The 22,467-nt window shown below is 42.7% G+C and carries 23 protein-coding genes and 1 tRNA gene; 14 read left to right on the top strand and 10 right to left on the bottom strand.

Annotation, left to right across the window (positions count from 1 at the left end; all coding sequences use genetic code 11):
- Positions 1–200 precede the first annotated feature (200 nt).
- The 3 genes from ACJVC5_RS09405 (at position 201) to ACJVC5_RS09395 (ending at position 1,660) form a co-directional block, all read left to right on the top strand.
- Positions 201–821, top strand: coding sequence for a hypothetical protein (locus tag ACJVC5_RS09405; RefSeq protein WP_408099116.1), 621 nt, complete (start codon positions 201–203; stop codon positions 819–821).
- Positions 822–986: 165 nt separating this feature from the next.
- Positions 987–1,355, top strand: a complete 369-nt coding sequence (locus ACJVC5_RS09400) for a type II toxin-antitoxin system RelE/ParE family toxin (RefSeq protein ID WP_408099115.1) — start codon at positions 987–989, stop codon at positions 1,353–1,355.
- Positions 1,325–1,660: a helix-turn-helix domain-containing protein gene (locus tag ACJVC5_RS09395; RefSeq protein ID WP_408099114.1), complete on the top strand. Its 336-nt coding sequence runs from the start codon at positions 1,325–1,327 to the stop codon at positions 1,658–1,660. The genes ACJVC5_RS09400 and ACJVC5_RS09395 overlap by 31 nt, the downstream gene beginning before the upstream one ends.
- On the opposite strand, the gene ACJVC5_RS09390 is transcribed toward ACJVC5_RS09395, so the two are convergent.
- The gene (locus ACJVC5_RS09390; RefSeq protein WP_408099113.1) at positions 1,657–2,088 is read right to left on the bottom strand and encodes a FliG C-terminal domain-containing protein; all 432 of its coding nucleotides are present in this window, start codon (positions 2,086–2,088) and stop codon (positions 1,657–1,659) included. The two genes, ACJVC5_RS09395 and ACJVC5_RS09390, sit on opposite strands and share 4 nt — an antisense overlap.
- Positions 2,088–3,077 carry an ADP-glyceromanno-heptose 6-epimerase gene (gene rfaD / locus ACJVC5_RS09385; protein WP_408099112.1) on the bottom strand — a complete coding sequence of 330 codons (990 nt, stop codon included), beginning with the start codon at positions 3,075–3,077 and terminating at the stop codon, positions 2,088–2,090. The genes ACJVC5_RS09390 and rfaD overlap by 1 nt, the downstream gene beginning before the upstream one ends.
- Positions 3,078–3,283: 206 nt before the next feature.
- Here rfaD and speE point away from each other — a divergent pair, with 206 nt between their 5' ends.
- The 3 genes from speE to ACJVC5_RS09370 all read left to right on the top strand — a co-directional run bounded on the left by speE (position 3,284) and on the right by ACJVC5_RS09370 (position 5,896).
- Positions 3,284–4,138, top strand: a complete 855-nt coding sequence (gene speE / locus ACJVC5_RS09380; protein ID WP_408099111.1) for a polyamine aminopropyltransferase — start codon at positions 3,284–3,286, stop codon at positions 4,136–4,138.
- A gap of 1 nt (position 4,139) precedes the next feature.
- The gene (gene speB / locus ACJVC5_RS09375) at positions 4,140–5,042 is read left to right on the top strand and encodes an agmatinase (RefSeq protein WP_408099110.1); all 903 of its coding nucleotides are present in this window, start codon (positions 4,140–4,142) and stop codon (positions 5,040–5,042) included.
- Between the two features lie 536 nt (positions 5,043–5,578).
- A complete protein-coding gene (locus ACJVC5_RS09370; protein ID WP_408099109.1) occupies positions 5,579–5,896 on the top strand; it encodes a hypothetical protein in 318 nt (105 codons plus the stop codon).
- On the opposite strand, the gene tatC is transcribed toward ACJVC5_RS09370, so the two are convergent.
- Positions 5,893–6,651, bottom strand: coding sequence for a twin-arginine translocase subunit TatC (tatC, locus tag ACJVC5_RS09365; RefSeq protein ID WP_408099108.1), 759 nt, complete (start codon positions 6,649–6,651; stop codon positions 5,893–5,895). The two genes, ACJVC5_RS09370 and tatC, sit on opposite strands and share 4 nt — an antisense overlap.
- A 68-nt stretch (positions 6,652–6,719) precedes the next feature.
- On the opposite strand from tatC, the gene ACJVC5_RS09360 reads away from it, so the two are divergent.
- Complete coding sequence (locus ACJVC5_RS09360) at positions 6,720–7,349, top strand: hypothetical protein (protein ID WP_408099107.1); 630 nt, start codon at positions 6,720–6,722, stop codon at positions 7,347–7,349.
- On the opposite strand, the gene ACJVC5_RS09355 is transcribed toward ACJVC5_RS09360, so the two are convergent.
- Both ACJVC5_RS09355 and map read right to left on the bottom strand, forming a co-directional pair.
- Positions 7,265–8,077, bottom strand: a complete 813-nt coding sequence (locus tag ACJVC5_RS09355) for a (2Fe-2S)-binding protein (protein ID WP_408099106.1) — start codon at positions 8,075–8,077, stop codon at positions 7,265–7,267. The genes ACJVC5_RS09360 and ACJVC5_RS09355 overlap by 85 nt on opposite strands.
- Positions 8,064–8,849 (bottom strand): type I methionyl aminopeptidase, encoded by a 786-nt coding sequence (gene map / locus ACJVC5_RS09350; RefSeq protein ID WP_408099105.1) that lies wholly within the window; start codon positions 8,847–8,849, stop codon positions 8,064–8,066. The genes ACJVC5_RS09355 and map overlap by 14 nt, the downstream gene beginning before the upstream one ends.
- 48 nt (positions 8,850–8,897) lie before the next feature.
- Between map and ACJVC5_RS09345 the strand changes: the two genes are divergently transcribed.
- The 3 genes from ACJVC5_RS09345 to aat are packed head-to-tail and all read left to right on the top strand — an operon-like array spanning position 8,898 to position 11,607.
- The gene (locus ACJVC5_RS09345; RefSeq protein ID WP_408099104.1) at positions 8,898–9,863 is read left to right on the top strand and encodes an NAD(P)-dependent oxidoreductase; all 966 of its coding nucleotides are present in this window, start codon (positions 8,898–8,900) and stop codon (positions 9,861–9,863) included.
- Positions 9,860–10,933: an arginase family protein gene (locus tag ACJVC5_RS09340; RefSeq protein WP_408099103.1), complete on the top strand. Its 1,074-nt coding sequence runs from the start codon at positions 9,860–9,862 to the stop codon at positions 10,931–10,933. Before ACJVC5_RS09345 ends, ACJVC5_RS09340 begins: the two co-directional genes overlap by 4 nt.
- Positions 10,930–11,607: a leucyl/phenylalanyl-tRNA--protein transferase gene (gene aat, locus ACJVC5_RS09335; protein WP_408099102.1), complete on the top strand. Its 678-nt coding sequence runs from the start codon at positions 10,930–10,932 to the stop codon at positions 11,605–11,607. The genes ACJVC5_RS09340 and aat overlap by 4 nt, the downstream gene beginning before the upstream one ends.
- Here the strand turns inward: aat and ACJVC5_RS09330 are convergent.
- The 5 genes from ACJVC5_RS09330 to ACJVC5_RS09310 are packed head-to-tail and all read right to left on the bottom strand — an operon-like array spanning position 11,604 to position 16,537.
- On the bottom strand, positions 11,604–12,686 hold the full coding sequence (locus tag ACJVC5_RS09330) for a hypothetical protein (protein WP_408099101.1): 1,083 nt from the start codon (positions 12,684–12,686) through the stop codon (positions 11,604–11,606). The genes aat and ACJVC5_RS09330 overlap by 4 nt on opposite strands.
- 12 nt (positions 12,687–12,698) lie before the next feature.
- Complete coding sequence (locus tag ACJVC5_RS09325) at positions 12,699–13,076, bottom strand: hypothetical protein (protein WP_408099100.1); 378 nt, start codon at positions 13,074–13,076, stop codon at positions 12,699–12,701.
- A gap of 2 nt (positions 13,077–13,078) precedes the next feature.
- Positions 13,079–14,713 (bottom strand): NADH-quinone oxidoreductase subunit C, encoded by a 1,635-nt coding sequence (locus ACJVC5_RS09320; RefSeq protein WP_408099099.1) that lies wholly within the window; start codon positions 14,711–14,713, stop codon positions 13,079–13,081.
- Complete coding sequence (locus ACJVC5_RS09315) at positions 14,706–15,098, bottom strand: hypothetical protein (RefSeq protein WP_408099098.1); 393 nt, start codon at positions 15,096–15,098, stop codon at positions 14,706–14,708. The genes ACJVC5_RS09320 and ACJVC5_RS09315 overlap by 8 nt, the downstream gene beginning before the upstream one ends.
- Positions 15,098–16,537 (bottom strand): hypothetical protein, encoded by a 1,440-nt coding sequence (locus ACJVC5_RS09310; protein WP_408099097.1) that lies wholly within the window; start codon positions 16,535–16,537, stop codon positions 15,098–15,100. Before ACJVC5_RS09310 ends, ACJVC5_RS09315 begins: the two co-directional genes overlap by 1 nt.
- Positions 16,538–16,611: 74 nt before the next feature.
- Between ACJVC5_RS09310 and ACJVC5_RS09305 the strand changes: the two genes are divergently transcribed.
- From ACJVC5_RS09305 to ACJVC5_RS09290, 4 genes are all read left to right on the top strand, one after another.
- Positions 16,612–16,698 (top strand) — tRNA-Leu (locus tag ACJVC5_RS09305).
- 207 nt (positions 16,699–16,905) lie between these two features.
- Entirely contained in the window at positions 16,906–18,489 is a 1,584-nt protein-coding gene (locus ACJVC5_RS09300; protein ID WP_408099231.1) for a BspA family leucine-rich repeat surface protein, read from the top strand.
- Positions 18,490–18,617: 128 nt separating this feature from the next.
- Positions 18,618–20,540: a BspA family leucine-rich repeat surface protein gene (locus ACJVC5_RS09295; protein WP_408099096.1), complete on the top strand. Its 1,923-nt coding sequence runs from the start codon at positions 18,618–18,620 to the stop codon at positions 20,538–20,540.
- A gap of 177 nt (positions 20,541–20,717) precedes the next feature.
- On the top strand, positions 20,718–22,463 hold the full coding sequence (locus tag ACJVC5_RS09290; RefSeq protein ID WP_408099095.1) for a BspA family leucine-rich repeat surface protein: 1,746 nt from the start codon (positions 20,718–20,720) through the stop codon (positions 22,461–22,463).
- Positions 22,464–22,467 lie beyond the last annotated feature (4 nt).

Here is a 22,467-nt window from a genome sequence, read left to right as displayed (position 1 = left end):
TTTTGAGTTTATGAGGGGTTAGGAACTTTTGAGAAACTTAGGCCAGGAGCATCCAGGGCATTTTAGTCATCAATGAGGCCAAATTAGCTCCGTGCTTGGGGTCAATAAGACCACTCATGCCATATTTTGTAAGTTATACAGCATTCGCCTCTTTGACTCGGAAATTTGGTATGAAGTTCGCACCAATCAAGGAGTCTTCTATGATGAAACCCCTCTTTGTGCTTCTGGCACTTACTATTTCTCTTTCTTCTTTTGCCCAAGAAAGAGTCGAACTTCTTTCTGAAAAAGTATCAGTGAATTCAGATGCGGCCGTTGTGGTTCGTACTAATAAGACACCAGAGACCGTTGTGATTACTTTTAAAGTGCCAATGGCCAACTCAATTTGTGAGCGCTACGAAACACGCTATGTGCTTCGCCAGTCCTCAGCTTATTGTGGTGAGGACGTTCGCTATCGCCGTGTGCGCGTTCGCCATTGTGTTCAACATAATCCTCAGAATGGTCGCTGCGTTCGTTATCACGAAGAGTGGCGTGATGAGCGCATCTCAATTCCTCGTACCTGTCCGGTTCCAGAAACTTACTGTGCTCAGTATGGTACGGCCGTGACTCGTGAGAATGATGAAATGAAGATCCGTTTCAAGGACCTTCCAAGTCTTGGTGACTCTGAATCAGAGACATTTGAAATTAAGGCCCGCCAGAAGACCTATGATGGTGAGAACGTGATTTACGATGTGAGACCACTTGAGACTCTAAGAGAGTATAAGGTCTCTCAGAAGAAGATTCTTGGATTTAAATTAGACAGCTACATTGTTGAAGAAAAGTAGCCTTATTGGCCATATGGTCTCCCCATATGGCCATTTTACTTCCGAAAAATTCCCACAACTTCAATAATTTCAACAATACAGACTCATTCCCTCTACCTTATAAGGCAGCTTGATAAAAAAAACAAACTACAATATACTACATTGTAGTACTACAAGGATTCATTCTTGGAGCGCTTATTTATTGAGACCGGCCAATTTTCTGAAACAGTTGACTCTGATGGAGGGAAAGATTTCTTAGAAATTATTCAACAAGAAGTTTTAAAAAACTTGGAACTTCCTATTTCTAAGAGAGACGTCATTCCTGGAAGTGGTGGTTTTATAAAATTAAGAGTTCCAGATGCACGTTCTGGTAAAGGTAAAAGCGGTGGCTGGAGGATTGTTTACTTTGATCATCCACAGCTCTTGGTTACTTTCCTCATCCTGATTTATCCAAAATCAATGAAGGAAAATATATCCAAGGACCAACTGAAGGCCCTAAGAACTTACTCACAGGAGTTGAAACAATGGCAACCGGCAAATCTAAAAAGAAAGTAAATTTCGAATTTGGAGAGGCACTTGTCTCGGCCACCAGAGAAGCGGTTAATTATACCAGAGGCAAGACCTCGCTAAAAGCTTCAGCTGCAAAGCTATTGGCCGCACCACCTGAATACAGTCCTAAATCAATTAAAGACTTTCGTTCGCAGTTTGATTTAACTCAGGATTTATTGGCACAGATTTTAGGAGTGAAGTCATCCGCGGTAAAACATTGGGAACAAGGAATTCGCGTTCCTTCCGCCAGTGTTCGTAGATTGTTACAGATTTTAGAAAGTGACCCGAACGTACTTAAAAAAATCGCTTAGACGTATCTTTCCGACTTGTCTTTTGAAAGTACGATCTCCCCCTTGTCCCTTAAACGAATCACCACATCCATGATCTTTTTTTGAGCTTCCAGTACATCTGAAAGCGGACGCGGTTTTCCCTTTAGATAGTCCTCTACATCTCGCTTCATATTGATCGAGAACATGTTAAGGATATGATCTGTCACTTCCTTATTGGCCCCGCGAAGTGCAAGTCCCAATACATCCAGATCAATGTCTTGAAGAAGACGCTTCATCATGGCGACCGTAAGGTATTTCAGATCATCAAAGGTCACGAGATTTTGTTTTAACTTGATGGCCATCTCAGGGTCCTTACGGGCAATCTCTGCAATGAGGGACTGTTGGGCCGCAAGATCTAGACCCTGGAGCATTTCAATTGCTTGTTTCAGACCATCAATTTTTTTATTCATTAAACACTCAAATAGGGATTTTCTTGTGCCAGGTGATTACGTACATAATCATCGACAGCTTCTTCCAATTTCATAAATTTAAATTTCGGCAGGGCCTTCTTTAATTTCCCCATGTCCGCTTGCGTGTAGTACTGGTACTGATTTCTTAGTTCTACCGGCATATCAATGAATGTGATCTTGGGAGCGATATCCATTGCCGCATAAGTTGCTTTCACGAGATCATGGAAGCTCCTCGCCTCGCCTGTTCCCAGATTATAAATTCCAGAGATCGATGGCTTCTTTTTACCAGCATCAATCAGGGCAATCATGGCACGAACCACGTCTTTCACATAAACGAAGTCACGAAGTTGTTCGCCGTCTTTGTAGTCCGGACGGTGAGACTTGAAGAGCTTCACTTCGCCCACGTCTTTAATCTGATTAAAAGACTGGAACACCACTGAACTCATTTTGCCCTTGTGATACTCATTCGGCCCAAACACGTTGAAGAATTTAACTCCGAACCAAACCTTTGGTTTTTTTGTTTGCTTTAGAATCCACTCATCCGAAAGCTGTTTTGAATAGCCATACTTATTAAGCGGAACGAGTTTTGCGATACCTTTATGATCATCCGAATAGCCCTGCTCTCCAGCACCGTAAGTGGCGGCACTTGAAGCATAGACGATAGGGATATTTTTCGTCGTGGCCAGACTCAGTAGCTTGTTGGTGTACTCAGTGTTGTTTTTGTACAAGAAATCCATGTCGAGTTCAGTCGTCGCTGAACAAGCACCCATGTGATAGATCGCCTTAAGGCCTCCCTGCTTTTTCCAGATCGGGTGGTTAAACAGGTCTTCTACCTGAACAAATGAATCGTATTTAAGGCCACGGAGATTTTTCCACTTATCGCCTGTCTCGAAATGGTCACAAAGAAGAAGATCTTCGATTCCAAGAGCATTTAATTCTTTTACAATCACGCTACCGATAAAACCGGCGGCACCAGTCACTAAAATCATGGGAGTCCTTTATTGAAATAACCCCCTTATCATAGATCATTTTCCTCGAAAGTTTGAGTTTTGATTTTCATGGCGTCGTGCAAAAGTTTGAATTCACTTGGGTGCCCTTCGGAGACCAATTTGTACGGTTATCCAAACCTCGAAATATGCTTTGAAATCAGTAGTTTTTGGGTTAAAAATCCCCCTTATTTCATAGAGGAGCGCACATGAGCAACAACTGGATGGTTGAGGAGTTTTTCCATAAGACTTTCTCAATGGGTTTTAAAATTAAGCAGTACCTTCATTCTGAACAATCAAAGTTCCAGAAGATTGATGTTGTTGAAACTGATTCAGTTGGAAAACTGCTTCTTCTTGATGGCAAGACCATGGTGTCGGACAAGGACGAGTTCGTTTATCACGAAGTCGTTTCTCACATCCCATATATGGTTTCACGTAACTGTAAAAAAGTTCTCATCATCGGCGGCGGTGATGGTGGTGTAGTTCGTGAATTCGTAAAACACCCGGACATCGAGCGCATTGATCTGGTTGAGATTGATGAGCGCGTGATCGAAGTTTCTAAAATTTATTTCCCGGATTGTACTTCAGGTCTTTCTGACAAGCGCGTACGCGTTCTTCCAGAAGATGGTTTCGCTTTCATTAAGCGCGCTAAGAATGAATACGACATCATCGTAGTTGATTCAACTGACCCAGTTGATTTCGCTTCAGGACTTTTCACTGATGAGTTCTACGCTGACGTTTATAACGCTCTTACAGAAGACGGTATCATGATGAACCAAACTGAGAATCCATTCCTGGACGAGTTTGGTATCAAGAACATCTACAACAACATGAGAAAAGTGTTCCCGATCGTGAGCTCATTCAATGCTCCGATGTTGATCTACCCAGGTGTTTACTGGACGTTCGGTTTCTCTTCTAAGAAATACCGCGCGACTGACCTTAACCCAGCTAAGATGGGCCACATGCACTCTCTTCAGAGATCGCTTAAGTGGTACAACATGGACTGGCACAAAGGGACTTTCTCGATCTCTAACTTCCACAAGCAAATGATTGGCCAGGAGTAGTATGACTAATAAAGAACCTCGTTTAATTAAAGAAGTTGAGGGCCTTGAGCCGCAAAAGCCGTTCATCGGTACTCAGTACGCTGAGGCGATCTTCTCTCACTCAACTCACATCATCGGTTTCTGCTTTGACGGTACAACATCTTTCCGTCCAGGCGCTCGTTTCGCTCCAAGCGCGATTCGTGAAGCTTCATATGGTCTAGAGGACTACTCTCCGTACCTGGATAAAGATACGCAAGACTACAACATCATCACAATGGGTGACCTTCCGACATATCCGTCGAAGTGGCACCTAACGAATGAATTCTTCATGGAAATGACGAAGGACCTTGATCTTAAAAAAGACGAGATCAAATTCGTTACTCTTGGTGGTGAGCACTCAATCTCTTACGGCCCAATCGTAACTTATATGAAGAACTACCCTGATCTGGTTCTTCTTCACTTAGATGCTCACACAGATCTTCGTGATGGTTACCTGGAAGAGAAATATTCTCACGCTTCAATCATCCGTCGTGTCTTGGATCACTTCACTCCTAAAAACCGCTTGATCCAATACGGAATCCGTTCTGGACCTCGCCAAGAGTTCAACTGGATGAAAGAGAACAAGACTCTAGCAACTTCTCTTAAAGAGTGTTGTGAGTGGCTTGAAGGTATTGATGATTCTCGTCCGATCTACCTTACTTTAGATCTAGATTTCTTCGATCCTGGTTTCTTCCCTGGTACAGGTACACCTGAGGCCGGTGGTGAGGACTTCCACGGTTTCATGAAGATCTTGAAGATCCTTAACAAGAAAAACTTCGTAGGCGCGGATATCGTTGAACTAGCTCCAATGCTGGACGCTACTAACAACTCTTCTTGTTTCGCTTCGAAAGTTACTCGCGAAATCATCCTCGCGATGAATAACTAGATTCCTATCCTTACTTCCGCTGGAGAAAGTACTTCACTTTCGCTAGCGGAAGTCATTTTTTCCTGATTCCTCAGAAATAATTTTAACTCCAAGCATTCAATCGTTTTAATTTCTCAGACTTATCATTCTGAAGTTTGCCGCTCGTTTTGCACTCTCGTAGTCAGTACCTAAAAACTTCCATGACCCCCAACGAAGGGGGCCTTTTTCAACAAAAGGAATGTTATGGAAGACATAATCAGGGTGCTGACTCTGCTTATTCTCTTATTACAGCTCGCTGTAATACTTAGAATGAGCTAACGAGGTTTTAGGGAAAGTGTTAGCGCACTTTCCCACCTGGTTATGTAGTCACAGTCTAACAGTTTTGCATTATTGAAATCAATGTCCAAAAGGTGCCAGGTAAGATGCCCACTTTTCCTTGCGATGGCGACCTTTAGTCAAATATTTCCCCTCTCCCTAACCCCCTGTTTTATCGAGATTAAATCACTTATTAGCTATTCGGCCTTAGTATTGGTGAATTCAAAAAAAGGAATCCTCTTATGCAAAAGATGAGTCGTCTCGAAGGTAGTAAAGAAGTTCGTCGTGTTCTGAATCGCTTTGGTGTGGATCTTAGTCAATGTCAGTATGGGGTTTATGGACGCGAGATTTGTCTCACTGGTTATCTTCTCAAAACCGACGGCTCAGAATTTGGAGGTCAAGAAATCGAGTATATGATTCACGAGTTCCAGGCCATTCTTCGCGGCTACACCGTACGTGGAGATATGGAGAATTGGAGATTCTCATCTGATCACATCGCGAGCTTAGGAGGCGAAGAGGAAGAAGTACAAGAAGAGCCATCCGAAGAGGTCGCCTCTTAGGTTTCTTCTGAGGTTTCCTCTGGAAGATATTTACGACGTAGATATGGGTGAACAATCCACGCTACCGCGATAATTCCAATTTCATAGAGAACCATCATCGGAATCCACACGCACATCATCGAAAGAATATCCGGTGTCGGTGTGATGATCGCTGCGGCCACAGCAAAAGCAACGGCGAGGTAGCGACGCATGTTACGAAGAGAATACTTCGTCACGAGACCCATGAAACCCAGAATAATGATCACGTTCGGCATCTGGAACAGAAGTCCCAAAAAAACCAGAACCTTTGAACTTAGCAATAAGTAGTCCTGAAGGTTCAGCATCGCCTCAACGTTTTGAACTCCAGACGAAATAAGCGTTTTGAAAGTGAACGGGAAGATAACATAATAACCGAAGGCAACTCCTGCGATGAAAAGCAGAAAGCCCACAAAGATAAACGGACGGATCGCACGAACTTCACTTTCATAAAGACCAGGTTTAATAAAAAGCCACGCTTCACGGAACCAGAACGGACTTGCCAGGGCCACACATGACCAGAAAGCGATCTGAAGCTCGGCCAGAACCTTGTCTAAAAGACCAGTGAAAACCACTTTCCCTTGGGTCCCGATGGCCTCGCGAAGAGGGGCCAGGAGGAATTCTTGAATGCTAGTTGAGAAGTAGTAACAAACGCCGAAAGAAATCACCAAAATGATGAGGACACGGATAATCCGCGTTCGAAGCTCTTCTAAATGCTCCATAAAGGTCATTTCTTTCATGCTCTCCATCATAATCGGAAGAGTATTTTCTGTCTTATCTTTTCTGAATTTAGGGGTAGAATAAGCTTATGAAATGTATCGTCATCTTTTGCAGTATGATTATGTGCCTCAACCTTTGGGCCGCCAGTAGGGACACCCAAATCCTTAAGTGCCTGGGTGAAGAGGAACGTCGTTTGCACCTTAAAAAAGATACGGGCCCTATTTATGACCTGAATCAGCGCCTGATTGCTGAAATGGTCCAGATCCCCAACGTAGAAATCAATCCCGCTGATTATCAGAAGATCTGTGGGGGTAAGAAGTTCTCTGAATCCTGGAAGCTTTTAGAACAATCTATCCTGAAGGGGCGCGACCTATTCATTGTTTCCGGCAAAGTCGGTAGCATGCAAAAAGACATGGCCCTAGGAATGGTGGACGACTATGTTGAGGCCACGCGTGAAATTCTTTTAACCTTCATTTCACAAATTCAGGCCCTCTCACCTACTCCGACCTGTTTAAAAGAAGAAATTCCACCTCTGGATAACTTCTTTATTGAGATCAAGTACCTTCAAGAAGACGTTGATATGAAGACGATCTTTAAAGGGAAAGATGAGAAGATTTTTGAAGAATTGAAAAACTATCCACGCGCTTTTGAAAAGTGTCGTGCACGTCTTAAAAAGAACCCTAAGTCTCCATCAACTGAAGCACCCAAGAAGTCCTGAAGCTTTTTAGCAATCGCTTCTTCCTCGCGCTGATTGACCTCTTTATCAAAAGAGATTAGGACCTGTTTGCCTTTCATGCTCTTTAATTCCATCTTCCAATCCTCAGATTCTGGAAAACAAGAAAGCATGTAATCAATGTCGAGCAACCATTCGGCCACGGGACGTTCTTTATAGTGATGAGAAAACTTCTTACTCTCATGCAGAACCAGCCAACGATTAAGCTGAGGCACGCACGAGCGACATCCCATTCCCGCCTTGGTCTCACCAGAAAGACTCTCGAGGGTTGGAATCTCATTCTTCTGAAGATGCTCAAGCACATCTGATTCACGAATGCCAAAACAGCGACAGATAAGGGGACTAGTCTCTTGGTAGAGATATTCTTTTCCCCGAAATACGTCGAGAGTTGCTCTTAAAAGCTCTAGCGGTTTACAGAAAAAATCTTCCTGAGTTTCCTGACGAAAGTCCCAGAAGGTTTGGTCTTCTTTGAAGGCGGACTCGAAAGTACTCCAGTTAAAGTGCAGAGCTTCGTTCAGAGTTTTTTCAATCAACAATGCACACAAGGCAGACAACCATGGTGAAGCTGGCCCCGAGTAATTAGCACGAAGAATAATGTCTTTCGAATCAAAGCGAAGAAAAAGTGTATGGGCCTCAAGAGTTAAAGAGACCGAGGCATCGTCCATCACTTTGTTAAATGAATTTTCTGAGATGAGATCTTTAAATTTTATCATCGGCTTCTGTCCACTCTTCCGGAGAGAATTGTGTCAGGATCTCGTAACCAGTCTCGGTAATAAGAATGGTATGTTCAAACTGGGCCGACCAGGATTTGTCTTTCGTTACAACTGTCCACTCATCATCAAGAAGTTTACAGTGACGTTTTCCAAGGTTGATCATTGGTTCAACCGTGAAAGTCATGCCCGGACGCATTTCTACGCCAGTGCCTTTCTTCCCTACGTGAACAATCTGCGGCTCTTCATGAAATTTTCTTCCAATGCCATGACCACAATATTCGTGAACAACTGAGTAGCCATTATCATGGGCCATTTCTTCGATCACAGCACCAATGTCACCGACGCGAGCACCCGGCTTACAAACCGAGATACCGGCCATCATACATTGTTGAGTGACCTCAACGAGCTTCTTCACTTCTGGTTTTACGTCACCCACAAGAAATGTGTAGTTCGTATCGCCGTGGAAGCCCTTCCAGATGGTGGTTACATCTAGATTGATAATATCGCCGTTCTTTAAAAATTCTTTTTCAGAGGGAATCCCGTGACAGATCACTTCATTACGAGAAGTACAAAGTGACTTCGGAAAACCATGGTAGCCAAGGGTGGCCGGAATGCCGCCGCGATTAATGGTATACTCATGACACATTTTGTTAATGTCTTCAGTACTCATACCGATTTTGAGATTCTTACCTAGGAAATGAAGCGTTTTTGCCGCCATCTTTCCTGCTTCTCTCATAACTTCAATTTCGCGTGCCGATTTAATAGTGATCATAGTGCTTCCCTTATACACTTTTGACCTGATTTAAGCTAGTTTGAAGAGATGAAAAGGTTCCAAGTCATTAGAACTCATATATCGCCCTATCAGAGACAGGAATTCATTTCTGATGAAAAGGCCATGGTTGAGGAGTTCCCACTCCTGAATTATGAGACACTTGCCTCATTTAAGGACCTTAAAACCATTCTAGTGACCAATACTCATACTCAATTAGCGGACATTCCAGAGGACCTCTTAAAACAGACGGTTCTCATCATTCACCCGAATTCTGGCTATGACCATTTCGCCGGTGAGCATGCTCTCTGGAAAAATATCCCGCTCGTCGTGGGCCATACTATCCGTGCCCAGGCGGTGGCCGAGTATTCTCTTGGGGCCGTTTTTGAAGGACTTCAGGAGCTTCCACAGCATCTTACCTGGAACAAAGAACGGACTTGGGAGCGTAAGCTTTTAAAAGACACATCAGTCTGGGTGTTTGGTTACGGACATATTGGAAAAGTCGTCGCTGATACTTTGAGTATTCTTGGTATGAAGGTCACAGTAGTTGATCCATTCATCAAGCATTGTCCTCATAAACTTATTCCGGATTGGCGTCAGGGAAATCTTTCTGAGGCCCGGGTGATTATCACAGCAACTAGTCTTAATCAGTATTCTCATCACATGTTTAATAAAGAGTTCTTCGATTCACTTTCTGATGAAGTGCTCTTCATTAATGGTGCTCGCGGAAAATTGGTCGAAGAGAAAAGCTTGAAAGAATATCTTCTCTCTCATCCGAAGTCTTTTGCCTTTCTGGATGTGTTTGAGAAAGAACCATTCGGTGAAGAGTGGCACGGCTTTCCGCAAGTGTGGAAGACCAGTCACATCGCCGGTGTAGAAAAAGATTTAGATGATAAAATTCTTGAGTTTGAAAGGTCCGTCCTTCAGGACTTTCAAGAACTAGATGAAAATGAATTCTTCGCAAAATATGAGAAGGAACTCTTGCAGAATAAGTGGATCAAAGGAGTGTTAGTTTGAAAGAGATTGAACAACTTTTAACTCTACCAGGCAATGGTGTTTTTACAGTGAACACTGGAAAAGAGAAAAAAGAAAAACTCATGCAGGCCTATTACGGAACGAAAGACGTAGAGAAGGCCCGCGCTAAGTGGAGCAAGACTTTTCAAAAGATGACACCAGATCGCCCATGGGTGATTGGCATTCCTTCTGATAACGGCGGTGGGATTCAAAGAGGTGCTAACTGGGGGCCGTTGGTTCTTCGTCAGGAAATCCTGTCTCAGCATAAAAACTTTTTGGATCTAGGTGATGTGCGAGTGATCCCTCACCTTCTTCACGATAAATACTTGAACGACGAAACATTAAAACTCTGCCGTAAGGCCCTATACGGGAAAGCGAACAAACTTCCAGTTTCTCCTCTAAGCATTGCAGAGAGAGCACTGAATGATTTATACAAGGCCCACCCTACGGCCCGCATTCTAGGTTTTGGTGGTGACCACTCGACTAGTTATCCTCTAGTGAAAGCGTGGCTAGAGAGCCGTAAGAATTTAAAGAAAGCGGCCCTCCTTCATTTTGATGCTCACACCGATCTTTTAGACCGACGTCTGGGAATTGATATTTGTTTTGGGACTTGGACTTACCAGATTCTTGACCATCTCGAGACTCACGATCATGTGGTCCAAGTGGGCATTCGCTCCAGTGGTAAAACCAAGAAATACTGGAAAGAGCACACTGGTGTTGAACAACTCTGGGCCCATGAAGTGATTAAGTGGGGAGTTGAAAAAACTTATAAAAAAATTCGTGATCAATATAAGAAACTTGGGGTGGAAGAAATTTACGTAAGTTTTGATATTGATGCTCTCGATGAAAAATACGCCGCTGCCACTGGAACTCCGGAGAAAGAAGGTCTAACGCCTACGGATTGCGCCGCTCTTATTCGTCTTCTCTCGGATGATTTTAAAATCACCGGAGCTGACTTAATGGAAGTAGCTCCTTTCGTATGGCCCGCTGGAGTTGAACCGCGCGATCAGCAAAGTTCACTAACAGTTGCAGGAGACATGGCACGTATACTTTTGGAAGTACTCGCCAAATGAGAAGAAAGATCGTCTTTCCTCCGGTAGAAACGGCCAATGAAGATGGGCTGGTTGCTGTCGGAGGAGATCTTGAAGTTGATACTCTGGTTGAGGCCTATCGCCATGGGATTTTTCCTTGGCCACTCTCGACCTGGCCCGAAAATCGTGAGCTTCCTCACACCTGGTTTTCACCTGATCCACGCGGCGTTTTATTTTTTGATAGTCTCCACGTCTCTCGCTCATTCATTAAATTTTTAAAGAAGACCCCTTATCACGTGACCTTTAATCAGGCCTTCACTCAGGTAATTCATAACTGTGCCAAGATGGTCAGAAAAGATCAGCCCGGTACCTGGATCACTCCAGGAATCATGCGTGCCTATGAAAAACTCTTTCAGCAGGATCTCGCCTACTCTGTTGAGGTATGGGACGGGACTCGTCTTGTAGGTGGTCTCTATGGCGTTGTAATGGGTGATTTTATTTCAGGCGAATCAATGTTCACGATCGAAGACAACGCCTCTAAACAGGGTTTTTATACGCTTATTTCACACCTTGAATCCAAAGGCATAAACTGGATCGACACTCAGATGGTGACGCCGGTAGTGGAACAATTTGGGGGGATTTATATTTCTCGTCCAGATTTCCTGCGTGAGTTACAGCAGGTCGACTGGACGAGAGAGAAGAAGACGATTTTTTAAGCGTGAGCGTAGCTCAGTTTAAGACGCTGGTTGGCCATATAAGTACGACGAACTTCGGCCATAAAGATACGCACAGATTTTTCAAGTTTCACTTTTTCACCGCGCCAGTAGGCCTCGATTTTAAGTTTTAAATCCTGATAGTTCAGATTTAACTCTGCTGCGAGTTCCTCACAACGTTTCTTAAAGCGGTGATCTTTTTCAATCAGCTCAGCAAACTTTTGACTGAACTCTTGCTTAAGAGTCGCAGGAGAATAAACGTTTTTAAGTTCAGCAAGTTTTACTTTATTCAGCATCTTTAAATAGAAGAAACCGATATCAAATTCGAACCAACGGTGGCGGAAGCTACATGAACGCATGTGAGCGTGGTGATTATTATGATCCAGCTCACCGCAAATGATAAAGTTTAGTGGAACCAAGAAACCAAGGTTACGGCTATTATCAGTTGTTACGTGATTTCTATATCCCCACCAGTGAGCAAGGGCGTTTACACCACCGATGGCAAAGATCGGAGACACAAGGAAGTTAAGGATTGATACTAATCCACCCCAAAGTGGTCCAAATAATACCATCATGAGTCCTGTCAGAATGATCGGCCCAGTGAATGAGTTATTGAACATGAACTTTTCAAGTTTGTTAGTTGGGATCGTTTTCTTGATCTTCATCACTTCCGGCCAAGACTTCGCACGAGTGTAATCAAACACGCCTAGGAAAAGCGCGTGAACGAGACCTTTCTGAAGCGGGCTGTGGGGATCTTTTTCTTGATCTGAATGAGCGTGGTGCCAGATGTGAACTGATACCCAGTCAACTTTTGAAAGCGACGTCACCATCCACAACCAAACCTGCATAGGCATATCGACCCACTTATTAATGATCACACCTTTGTGGGTGTGATAACGGTGGAAAGATAAACTCATGGCGGTAATTGTTACGTGAGCAATCACTACGGCATAAATACTAAGAATAATGAATGGATGAGCGGCGATAAAATCACCGAAGAAACCATTTAATCCAATCGTTTTTGAGATTAAAAAAAACGAGGCACCGTATGCAAGCACCAAGGTTGAGATCAATTTGAACATGACAATTCCTTATCAAGACCGATGCAAACGAGGAGGTTCTGATGTCATCTCTAGTATTCCGGAAGGAGCTAGTTCAACACATAGGCCGCAAGCTATACATCCACGATCATCAATAATGAAGGCGGATGCCGTCACTTTAATCGCTTGAGTCGGGCACATTGTCTCACAGGTTTTAGACTCTTTCCAGTTGGCCAAGAGTTCGGAATTACCAGTAAAACGCGGAATTCTTTTGAGACGAGGTGAATAGAAATATAGCTTATTAGGCCACTCTGTTTTATGCAGTTTAAAGGCCTTAAAGACTTTTTCTCCAGTCAATTTTTTGGCCTGGCGATTGTTCCATATCGCGCGTAAAACTGAAATCTTGCTATAAAAATGACGATTTAAAATCATAGTTAACGATCCATTTCCCAGCGCGAAAGATTTAAGCTCGCCAGACACGTTGCAAGTTGATCTTCGCGAAGTCCCTTCGCAAACACCTGCAGCGCTTGTGCGACAGCAAACCCCGGCGTTTTAAGTTTCATACGAGCTGGTTTAGTCGTTCCATTAAAGTTTAATAAAAATCCAGCTTCACCATTCGGAGTTTCTAAAGCGCTGTAATGCCACTGAAGAGGAGTATCTGCGCCCTCAAATAACTTTAGAAGCTCGAGATAGTTTTTATCATACATACTGTTGATAAAATCACCTAATGGAAGGTTATCAATCACCTGTGTAATGATCCGGAAGCTCTGATTAATTTCTTCAAAGCGAATCAGATAACGATCATAGATCGCACCATGAATGCCAACCGGAATATCAAAGTCGATATCCTGATAAAAATAAAATGGTTGAGATTTACGAAGGTCAAAATTTAAACCTGCCGCACGCATGGTGGGTCCTGTCACTCCCCACTGAAGAACAGATTGAGCATTAACTGGCCCACTGTCAGTGAAAGAACGGAACCGATTCTGACTGATGAGTGATTTATGAATAAGGTGAAGGTTCTTCAAAAGAATTTCTGCCACCGTTTGATACTCAACGATCCATCCTGGTGGAAGATCTTCCTTCACTCCCCCAATGCGAGCAATACCCAGCCCTTGTCTGTGGCCACAGAATTTTTCAAACAACTCATAAATTTTTTCACGAGCATTAATGAAAAGAGTGAATTCATTTTGACCAGCATGACGACAGACTTCACTTAAAACTGTTAGGTGATCTGCAATTCGCGCCAGCTCCAGCATCACAATTCGAATCGCCTGTGCGCGTTCAGGAATTTTGATTCGGAACATTTCTTCAATGGTCTTGGCCCAGGCGATGGAATAGTTCGGGGCCGCGCTGATATTAATTTTATCCACCAGCTGAAGAATCTGCAGGATGTCTTTATTTTGTAAAAAGAGCTCAAGACCCTGATGATGGAAACCAATACGAAGACGAGTGTCCACGACCTTGACGGGATCAAAACAAACTGACCATTCAAAGTTTCCGCCACTCACTGGAGAAAAAATATCAAACTGTTTCCACTGATAACTTTCTTCCGGGTAAGGAGCTTCAGATTTATTGGGATTCATTCGAAGCTTAGGAAACTCAAGAGGTCTCTCTTCTGGCCATGTTTTTAGTTCGGCCTTCTTTCTAAGCGGGAAATTTTTTTGCCCTTCTGGAAGAAGAAGCCCTGGGGTCGGACGATTGAAAACAAGACCCAGCATCTCTGCCTGCTCTCGCTCCATCCAATCGGCCTGAGGATATGATTTTTTTACCGAAGGAATGATCTCCCCCTCGTTCACGAGAAGATGGAGATTCAGTCGTTGGTGAGTTCCCATGTTAAGGAAGTGATAGACCACTTCGAAGCGATACTCTTTATCAATATTATTCTCCACGGCCGCAATTTCAGCGAGGGTCAAATAGTTCAGGTCTTCTTTAATGAGTTCTACCCAATCCAGGAGTTCCGTGGGTCTCACTGTCAGGTGATGTTGTCCCCAATCTGTGCGATAGCGCTGCCCGCCTGCATGAGACAGGATTTGTTTTGTTTTTTCGAATTCTTTCCAATTAAACATGAGTCAACTTTTGGTGACAGACCTCGAGGGCACCCAATACCTCTTCCGGTAAAACACCCCATCCTGAAATCTCGACATAACGAAGTTCATCCAGTGAAACTAAGTTCACCATCGGATGATTCCTGAGAGAAGTCACAGACTCTCCAACCAACAAGAGCACTTTCTTTTCTTTAAACTCTTCAATCAGAGGAGCAAGAATTGATCCTGATTTAGAACTGATCACTCCGTCCCAAACAACAATCTCTGCTTCATTAATATCGTTAGTAAGACTCCATTCAAATGAGAGGGTCTTTTGGTATTTATCACCCAATATGGACAACCACTCCGTATTCAGAAGCGGATTCGATAGTTGGTATATTTTTAAGACTTTGGCCGTTTCTTTCATTAGTAAATAATTTTATTGTCGTAAGTGTCTTTGTTATAGCGAACTTTCCATGAAACCTCTTCAGGAAAAACGCGGGTCTCTTTTCTGACCTCAATATTCGGATCTTTTCCACAATCTAAACGTCTCGATCTGACTTTCACCCAAGAATACATTTTCTGATGGGTACCAAAAGTATAATTATCGTAGTCGAGGAATTTATAAAATTCTTTTTCACCCTTAAGGCCCGTGAGAAAATTAGGCAGATATTCCATGGCACGATCAATATCAGAGTCCCTGCATTCACTGATTTCAGTTTTCAGATCATAGATCAGTTCACCCTTGGCATCCAGAGTATTACGCTTCCATGTCTTGCTTCGACAATCATAAAAGTATCCCTCACGGTGTAGACGGTAGTAGATTCCCATATAGCTCAGGAACCAAAACTTTTCGGGATCACGATTAATATTGCCGTGGTAAACGAATTTTTCACAGGTCGAGATTTCGTTATAGTATTTTTTCGTAAAGCCCGCTAAGCGAGCGGAAAAACCGATAGGAAGTTTTTTCTTCCTCATTTCTTCGATAAGTTTGACCTTGGCCTGAAGTTCTTCCTTGGTAGCAGCACCCTTATCTTCCGGACGCTCTCTTCCTACATCTTCCCAGAGTGAATCATAGAGTGAATAACAACCTTTTTGAATTTTCTTCAACTCAGCATCAGTCAGGAAGATGGAACGTTTTTTGAAATAATCAAAGGCCTCATTGTATTCGATCAAGGACCCAATTCTGACCATAGGAAACAGCTGGTCCCCAATGGAATTCAAACCATCAATGTTTTCAAGATGGGCCTTAGCACTTTCCCAATTGAAGACTTTAGCGAAATCTGAAGTATTGTTAACGGCAATAGAAGTATCTTCTTCATCAATCCCAATGAATACTAAACGAGAGAGCCAGTTACTTTTTCCAATACAGTTTCCTTCCGGACACACCTGCTCAACGTAGGCACCCACTATTTTTGTTCTAAAATAATTGAAGGCAACTGAAGAAGCGAAGTTACTTCGATTGGAAAACACAATGATTTTTTGAGGATCCCCTAATTGATCCAGAACTCTTGGAATATACCCAATTGCAAAGGGCGGGCGATTAATTGAACCATCATACTTGTGCCAAATATCTTTTTGTTTACAGTAAGAGTGAGAATAGAAACGCTGACCAGAATTCAAATCATACTGATAAGCATGTTCAGACTTCTGAGGTGTCGCAATCAGGACGTTCACAGATTGCTCTTCTTGATTAAACTCAGGAGTCGTATCGAACATCATGTGAGACACGGGCTCACCATTTTGCCCAACCAAGGAGTGATTCGGGTTAACGCTAAACCAATTATTGGAAAAAAGTGAAACCAGTTCAGTTGAACTTGGCTTTGGATCCTTCCGCCATGAGCATCCGCTCACGGTTATGAACATGAATGCGATCAGAATCAGGCTTTTCAATTGACATAATCTCAATAGCATAACATCATTACTCTACTTTTCAGCTCGCCCGGGTGGTGGAATGGTAGACACAAGGGATTTAAAATCCCTCGGATGAATAATCCGTACGAGTTCGAGTCTCGTCTTGGGCACCAATCATATACAAACTGCTAAAATCATTACATCTTGCAGGGGTATCGTCTAGAAAGAATCACCCTAATGTCCAATCAAAAACAAAAGCTATTTAGTCATTAAGTTTAAGCCCGTTATCCGCTGGTTTTACTAAGTCTATCTTAAGATTTCTCCAATTTATTCCGATAAATTTAACAGAAACCTTTAAATCGGGAACACTTGTGCTGAAAATGCTTTCATTCATTCTTATGTTAATCGCTGCCACCGGTTGTTTGAAAGAAATCAGAGTTAGCATGGGCGGTCAGTCTCATGAAAGTGATCCTAAGCCGGGGCCAGGCGAAGCCAGACCCCATACTCCATTTATATCAAAGTGGCAGACTACAGCTCCCAATGAAACCATTACACTGCCATTAAGATCCGGTTTCAACTACGACATGGAAGTTGATTGGGGTGATGGAAGTCCAGTAAGCACAGTTACTTCTGACTCTGATTTAGACAAAACTCACACCTATTCTTCTGCAGGAACTTACACCGTGACCATCACGGGAACTGCGGAGGCCTGGTATTTTAATTACGACGGCGATTATACCAAGATCATCGAAGTCGTAGATTTCGGAAACTTGGGTTGGAAAAATCTGGAGATGGCCTTTGCCGGATGTGACAATCTGACTTCCTTCGCTGGCGGAGATACTTCTCAAGTGACGAACATGGGGGGAATGTTTTCAGATAATATGAGCTTAAGCTCAATTGATCTTTCAAGCTTTGAAACTTCCTCTGTCACTGACATGAGTTATATGTTTTTCTGGGCCACTGGTATAACAACGCTTGATGTTTCTAACTTTGACACATCTAAGGTCACAAACATGGAGGCCATGTTTGGCAATCTTGATTTAACGTCACTTGATGTATCAAACTTCAACACTTCGTCCGTGACTAATATGAGTTCTATGTTTGAAGGTCTAAGGTTTTTATCATCACTTGATGTTTCAAACTTTAATACTTCGGCCGTGACTAATATGAGCAGCATGTTCTCTGGCTGCACCAATATCACAGGGCTAGATCTTTCAAACTTTAATACCTCGGCCGTGACAGATATGAGTTCAATGTTTTTTTTAGCTCAAAACCTAAGTTCGTTGGATATTTCAAGTTTTAATACTTCGGCCGTGACTAAAATGAATGGGATGTTTTCCACGACTAATAGTTTAACGACTCTCAATCTTTCAAATTTTAATACCTCGGCAGTGACAGATATGAGCTTCATGTTTGATACCAATGGAGCATCGACTCTTGATCTTTCAAACTTCAACACCGCCTCAGTTACTAACATGTTCAGAATGTTTCACGGTTCGCAAATTACGAATGTTAACCTTACAAGCTTCAATACATCAGCAGTTACAAATATGGGTGAAATGTTTAAAAGTGTCCTTTGGTTAACCACAGTCGATCTTTCGAGCTTTAATACTTCGGCCGTGACCAATATGAGTTCTATGTTTAGTGGTACCATAAGTCTGGCCTCGCTTAATCTTTCAAACTTCAACACCTCAGCTGTCACGGATATGTCTTATATGTTTTATCAGGCCAGTGACTTGGTTTCACTCGATCTTTCGAACTTCAACACCTCTTCTGTCACCGATATGACCCGTATGTTTGGCTCCACCATTGATTTAACGTCCGTGAATGCGACTAATTGGAACGTTGCCGGTGTTACAACCAGTGCTAACATCTGGACGGGTGCGAATGCCGGTCTTGTCGTTACTTGTAATCAGGGTGGATCACCTGGGACGGGAAGCCTTTTCGGGAAGACATGTAACTAGTTTTTTGGAGCACTTTTTGAGACCTCGGCCAGGAGCCTTAACAATTTTAAGGACTTGAGACTCTTAAAAACTCATCCCCCTCTTAATCAAATTAAGAGTGGTCCAATTTTATTCCGATAAAATTGTTAATGTTAAGCAAGTTGGTACTTAAGTACCTTTTATTCACCTTTATCCTGTTCTCGACCGCTGGGTGTTTTACCAACATCAGAGCGACCTTTAAAGATCGGTTCACAGGCACAAGTGGCACATCTACTGCGGGGGCCCCAAGTCTCGCGACAGTTTCCGATAAGATTTTTTTCGAGAATAACACAATTGCCATTAACATCAACGACAGCAACACAAGCAGTGATACCGATAGTGATGGTGACACGATTACTTACTCCTGCTACTACGACACCACTGTCGATACTGCTGTTACAAATACGACTAGCTGTACTTCACTCACAGGTCTTTCCTTTGATCCTTCGACAGGAGTTCTGAACTGGACACCAACTACTGGCCAGGCCGGAAACTACGAGATTAAAATCGTAGCAACAGGAGGAAGCTCCACTGATGAGATCATCTTTAAAATTGAAGTAAGACCTCCTGCCCCTTTTGTTTCCAAATGGCAAACAACAGCCCCTAATGAAACCATCACTCTCCCTCTCAGAGCTGGTTACAACTACAACATGCAAGTTGATTGGGGCGATGGAAGTCCTATTAGCACAGTTACTTCAGACGCTGATCCGGATAAAACTCATAACTATGTCGCAGCAGGAATCTATACCGTTACGATCACCGGTCTTGCAGAGTCATGGTATTTTAACTGGAGTAATGATTCTGAAAAGATCATTGAAGTTGTTGATCTTGGAGGCCTTGGTTGGATCAATTTACAAGGTGCCTTTTCTTATTGCTCTAACTTAACTTCCTTTGCAGGTGGAGATACTTCTAAGGTAACTAACATGAGTTCCATGTTTGAATACGCTAATAATCTGACAACTCTTGATCTTTCCTCATTTAATACTTCCTTGGTCACTGATATGAGCTACATGTTTTTTGAACTTACTAATTTAACAGTATTGGATGTTTCGAACTTTGATACTTCCTCTGTTACCAACATGAGCTATATGTTTTCGGGACTTTCTGGTCTTAGTTCACTCAATGTTTCAAATTTTAACACGGCCGCAGTTACCAATATGGAAAGTATTTTTAGTGGGCTTAGTGGTCTAACGAGCCTAGATCTTTCAAACTTTAACACTGCTGCAGTAACTAGTATGTATGGAATGTTTTACAGTTGCTCCGGATTAACGACCTTAGACCTTTCAAACTTCAATACCTCCGCCGTGATTGATATGGGCGCTATGTTTGATGGAGCATCAAATCTCGTTTCTATAAATCTATCTAGCTTTGACACTTCGTCAGTTGATTACATGGGTGAAATGTTTGCGAATACTACGAGCTTGGCATCCCTCGATCTTTCAAACTTCAACACGACCTCCGTCACCGGTATGGGTTACATGTTTGCTGGAAGTCATGTTCCAGCACTTGATCTTTCAAGCTTTAATACTTCCTCAGTGACTCATATGTGGGGCATGTTCTCAAACATGACCTTAACCAGTTTAGATCTTTCTAACTTTAACACTGCGGCCGTGATTGACATGAGTCACATGTTCGAGGGATCTAGCAACTTATCTTCTCTCAATATTTCGAGTTTTAATACCTCATCCGTAGAAACAATGAGAGCAATGTTTCGTGGGACAAGTAGTCTGTCTTCATTGAACATTACTCACTTCAACACTTCTAATGTTCACGATATGCTGCAAATGTTTCGAGATGCCACTGGTCTTGTATCGCTTGATCTTTCAACCTTTAATACCTCTGCGCTTACAAACACCTTCGAAATGTTTAGAGGCACCACAAATCTTACTTCTTTAAATGCCAATAACTGGGATGCCTCTAATATTAATTTTTACAGTGACATGTGGTTGAATGCGAACCCTGGGTTAGTTGTGTATTGTGACCAAGGTGGGTCACCAGGAACGGGGAATCTCATAGGCAAGACATGTAACTAGAACGGCCGGGATTAATTTTTGCTGACCTCGGCAGGACATCACGTCTTAGCCACCCCGAAATACCAATAAAATCGTTCACTTCCACTCTCAGGACTTCTCTAGTCCATTCTTAACATTGTTAAGATTACCTACGTATTTTCCCGATAAGTATTTAAGAAGTTTTAATGTGGAGCTGTTGTGCGTAGGTTTCTTTTATTCATTTTAATTCTGTTAACAACTACGGGTTGTTTCAACCACATTCGAGCGACCTTCAAAGATCACTTCACTAATAACAGTAACATTCCACCTGTAGGATCCCCTAGCATCGTCGCGGTCTCTGACAAAATTGTTTTCAAAGATAAGCCAATTACCATTGATGTAAATGACAGCAATACCAATGGCGACGTGGATTCAGATGGAGACACCATCACCTACTCTTGCTTTTACGACACCACAGTCGATGCAGTGGTAACAAATACAAATAGCTGCACATTACTTCCCGGTCTTTCTTTCAATACATCAACCGGCCTTCTTAGTTGGACTCCGGATGGAAGCCAGGTTGGAAATTACGAGATCAAAATAATTGCGATAGGTGGAAACTCTGCGGATGAAGAGATTTTTAAACTTGAAGTAAGGCCTCCGCCGCCCTTTATTTCGAAATGGGAAACGACAGGTCCCAATGAAACCATCACCCTACCTTTAAGAGCTGGTTACAACTACAACATGCAAGTAGATTGGGGAGACGGAAGTCCTGATAGCACAATTACTTCAGATACCGATCCGGACAAAACTCATAACTATGTCACGCCTGGAATATACACAGTGACAATTACGGGTCTCGCCGAGGCCTGGTTCTTTGACTATGACAGTGAGAGCAGCAAAATCATCGAGGTCGTTGAACTGGGAAGCATGGGATGGAAAAATCTTGAAAGCGCATTCGCTGGCTGTGACAACTTAACATCATTTGCAGGTGGTGACACTTCTGAAGTGACCAACATGAGTTTCATGTTCGCCGACAACAGCTCACTGACTACAATTGACCTCTCAACTTTTAATACTTCTCAGGTTACTACGATGAGATCCATGTTTGAGTGGTCGGCTCCAACATCTCTTGATCTCTCAAGCTTTGATACTTCCTCTGTCACGAACATGAGGGACATGTTTGCTGGAGCAGGAGTCACGACTCTTAATCTTTCAAACTTCAACACTTCAGCAGTAACAAATATGAGCCGTATGTTTGTGTATTGTTACAGTTTGACGAGTCTAAATATTTCAAATTTTAATACTTCTGCCGTCACAGACATGAGCCAAATGTTTTATGCTGATGGGGTCCTAACATCTGTAGATGTATCAAATTTTGATACTTCGGCTGTCACCAATATGTATGGCATGTTTTCCGGAACTATCAACTTAACCTCCATCAATCTTTCAAACTTTAATACAGCGGCAGTTACTCGTATGGATTACATGTTTGATTATAGTGGTGCCACTTCGCTGGACCTTTCAAACTTTATTACCTCTTCGGTCACAACCATGCAGGGAATGTTTTGGGGTTCAAGAGTAGCGAACTTGGATCTTTCAAATTTCAATACCTCCGTCGTTACAAATATGGAGTCAATGCTCCGAGATACACCCAACTTAACATCAGTCAATCTCTCTAGCTTTAACACCTCTTCTGTCACAACAATGAATAGCATGTTTCAAAATGCGACCAGTTTGTCCTCGCTCAATTTATCAAACTTTAATACGGCCAATGTACAAAACATGGTCAGCATGTTTAATGGGACAAGCAATCTAACCTCATTAAATGCGACTAACTGGGATGTATCAGGGGTGTTTTTCTACGGAAACATTTGGAACGCTACCAATCCTGGACTTCAGGTTATTTGTAACCAAGGTGGATCGCCAGGAACTGGAGATCTTTTTGGAGAGCCATGTAACTGATCGG

This window comes from Peredibacter sp. HCB2-198, from assembly GCF_045999315.1.
GTDB lineage: Bacteria > Bdellovibrionota > Bacteriovoracia > Bacteriovoracales > Bacteriovoracaceae > Peredibacter.
This window is presented reverse-complemented; position numbering and strand designations above follow the sequence as displayed.

Coding starts and splice junctions, on each gene's coding strand:
- ACJVC5_RS09405 (WP_408099116.1), top strand. CDS start 201: ATGATGAAACCCCTCTTTGTGCTTCTGGCACTTACTATTTCTCTTTCT.
- ACJVC5_RS09395 (WP_408099114.1), top strand. CDS start 1,325: ATGGCAACCGGCAAATCTAAAAAGAAAGTAAATTTCGAATTTGGAGAG.
- ACJVC5_RS09390 (WP_408099113.1), bottom strand. CDS start 2,088: ATGAATAAAAAAATTGATGGTCTGAAACAAGCAATTGAAATGCTCCAG.
- rfaD (WP_408099112.1), bottom strand. CDS start 3,077: ATGATTTTAGTGACTGGTGCCGCCGGTTTTATCGGTAGCGTGATTGTA.
- speE (WP_408099111.1), top strand. CDS start 3,284: ATGAGCAACAACTGGATGGTTGAGGAGTTTTTCCATAAGACTTTCTCA.
- speB (WP_408099110.1), top strand. CDS start 4,140: ATGACTAATAAAGAACCTCGTTTAATTAAAGAAGTTGAGGGCCTTGAG.
- ACJVC5_RS09370 (WP_408099109.1), top strand. CDS start 5,579: ATGCAAAAGATGAGTCGTCTCGAAGGTAGTAAAGAAGTTCGTCGTGTT.
- tatC (WP_408099108.1), bottom strand. CDS start 6,651: ATGAAAGAAATGACCTTTATGGAGCATTTAGAAGAGCTTCGAACGCGG.
- ACJVC5_RS09360 (WP_408099107.1), top strand. CDS start 6,720: ATGAAATGTATCGTCATCTTTTGCAGTATGATTATGTGCCTCAACCTT.
- ACJVC5_RS09355 (WP_408099106.1), bottom strand. CDS start 8,077: ATGATAAAATTTAAAGATCTCATCTCAGAAAATTCATTTAACAAAGTG.
- map (WP_408099105.1), bottom strand. CDS start 8,849: ATGATCACTATTAAATCGGCACGCGAAATTGAAGTTATGAGAGAAGCA.
- ACJVC5_RS09345 (WP_408099104.1), top strand. CDS start 8,898: ATGAAAAGGTTCCAAGTCATTAGAACTCATATATCGCCCTATCAGAGA.
- aat (WP_408099102.1), top strand. CDS start 10,930: ATGAGAAGAAAGATCGTCTTTCCTCCGGTAGAAACGGCCAATGAAGAT.
- ACJVC5_RS09330 (WP_408099101.1), bottom strand. CDS start 12,686: ATGTTCAAATTGATCTCAACCTTGGTGCTTGCATACGGTGCCTCGTTT.
- ACJVC5_RS09325 (WP_408099100.1), bottom strand. CDS start 13,076: ATGATTTTAAATCGTCATTTTTATAGCAAGATTTCAGTTTTACGCGCG.
- ACJVC5_RS09320 (WP_408099099.1), bottom strand. CDS start 14,713: ATGTTTAATTGGAAAGAATTCGAAAAAACAAAACAAATCCTGTCTCAT.
- ACJVC5_RS09315 (WP_408099098.1), bottom strand. CDS start 15,098: ATGAAAGAAACGGCCAAAGTCTTAAAAATATACCAACTATCGAATCCG.
- ACJVC5_RS09310 (WP_408099097.1), bottom strand. CDS start 16,537: ATGTTCATAACCGTGAGCGGATGCTCATGGCGGAAGGATCCAAAGCCA.
- ACJVC5_RS09300 (WP_408099231.1), top strand. CDS start 16,906: ATGCTTTCATTCATTCTTATGTTAATCGCTGCCACCGGTTGTTTGAAA.
- ACJVC5_RS09295 (WP_408099096.1), top strand. CDS start 18,618: ATGTTAAGCAAGTTGGTACTTAAGTACCTTTTATTCACCTTTATCCTG.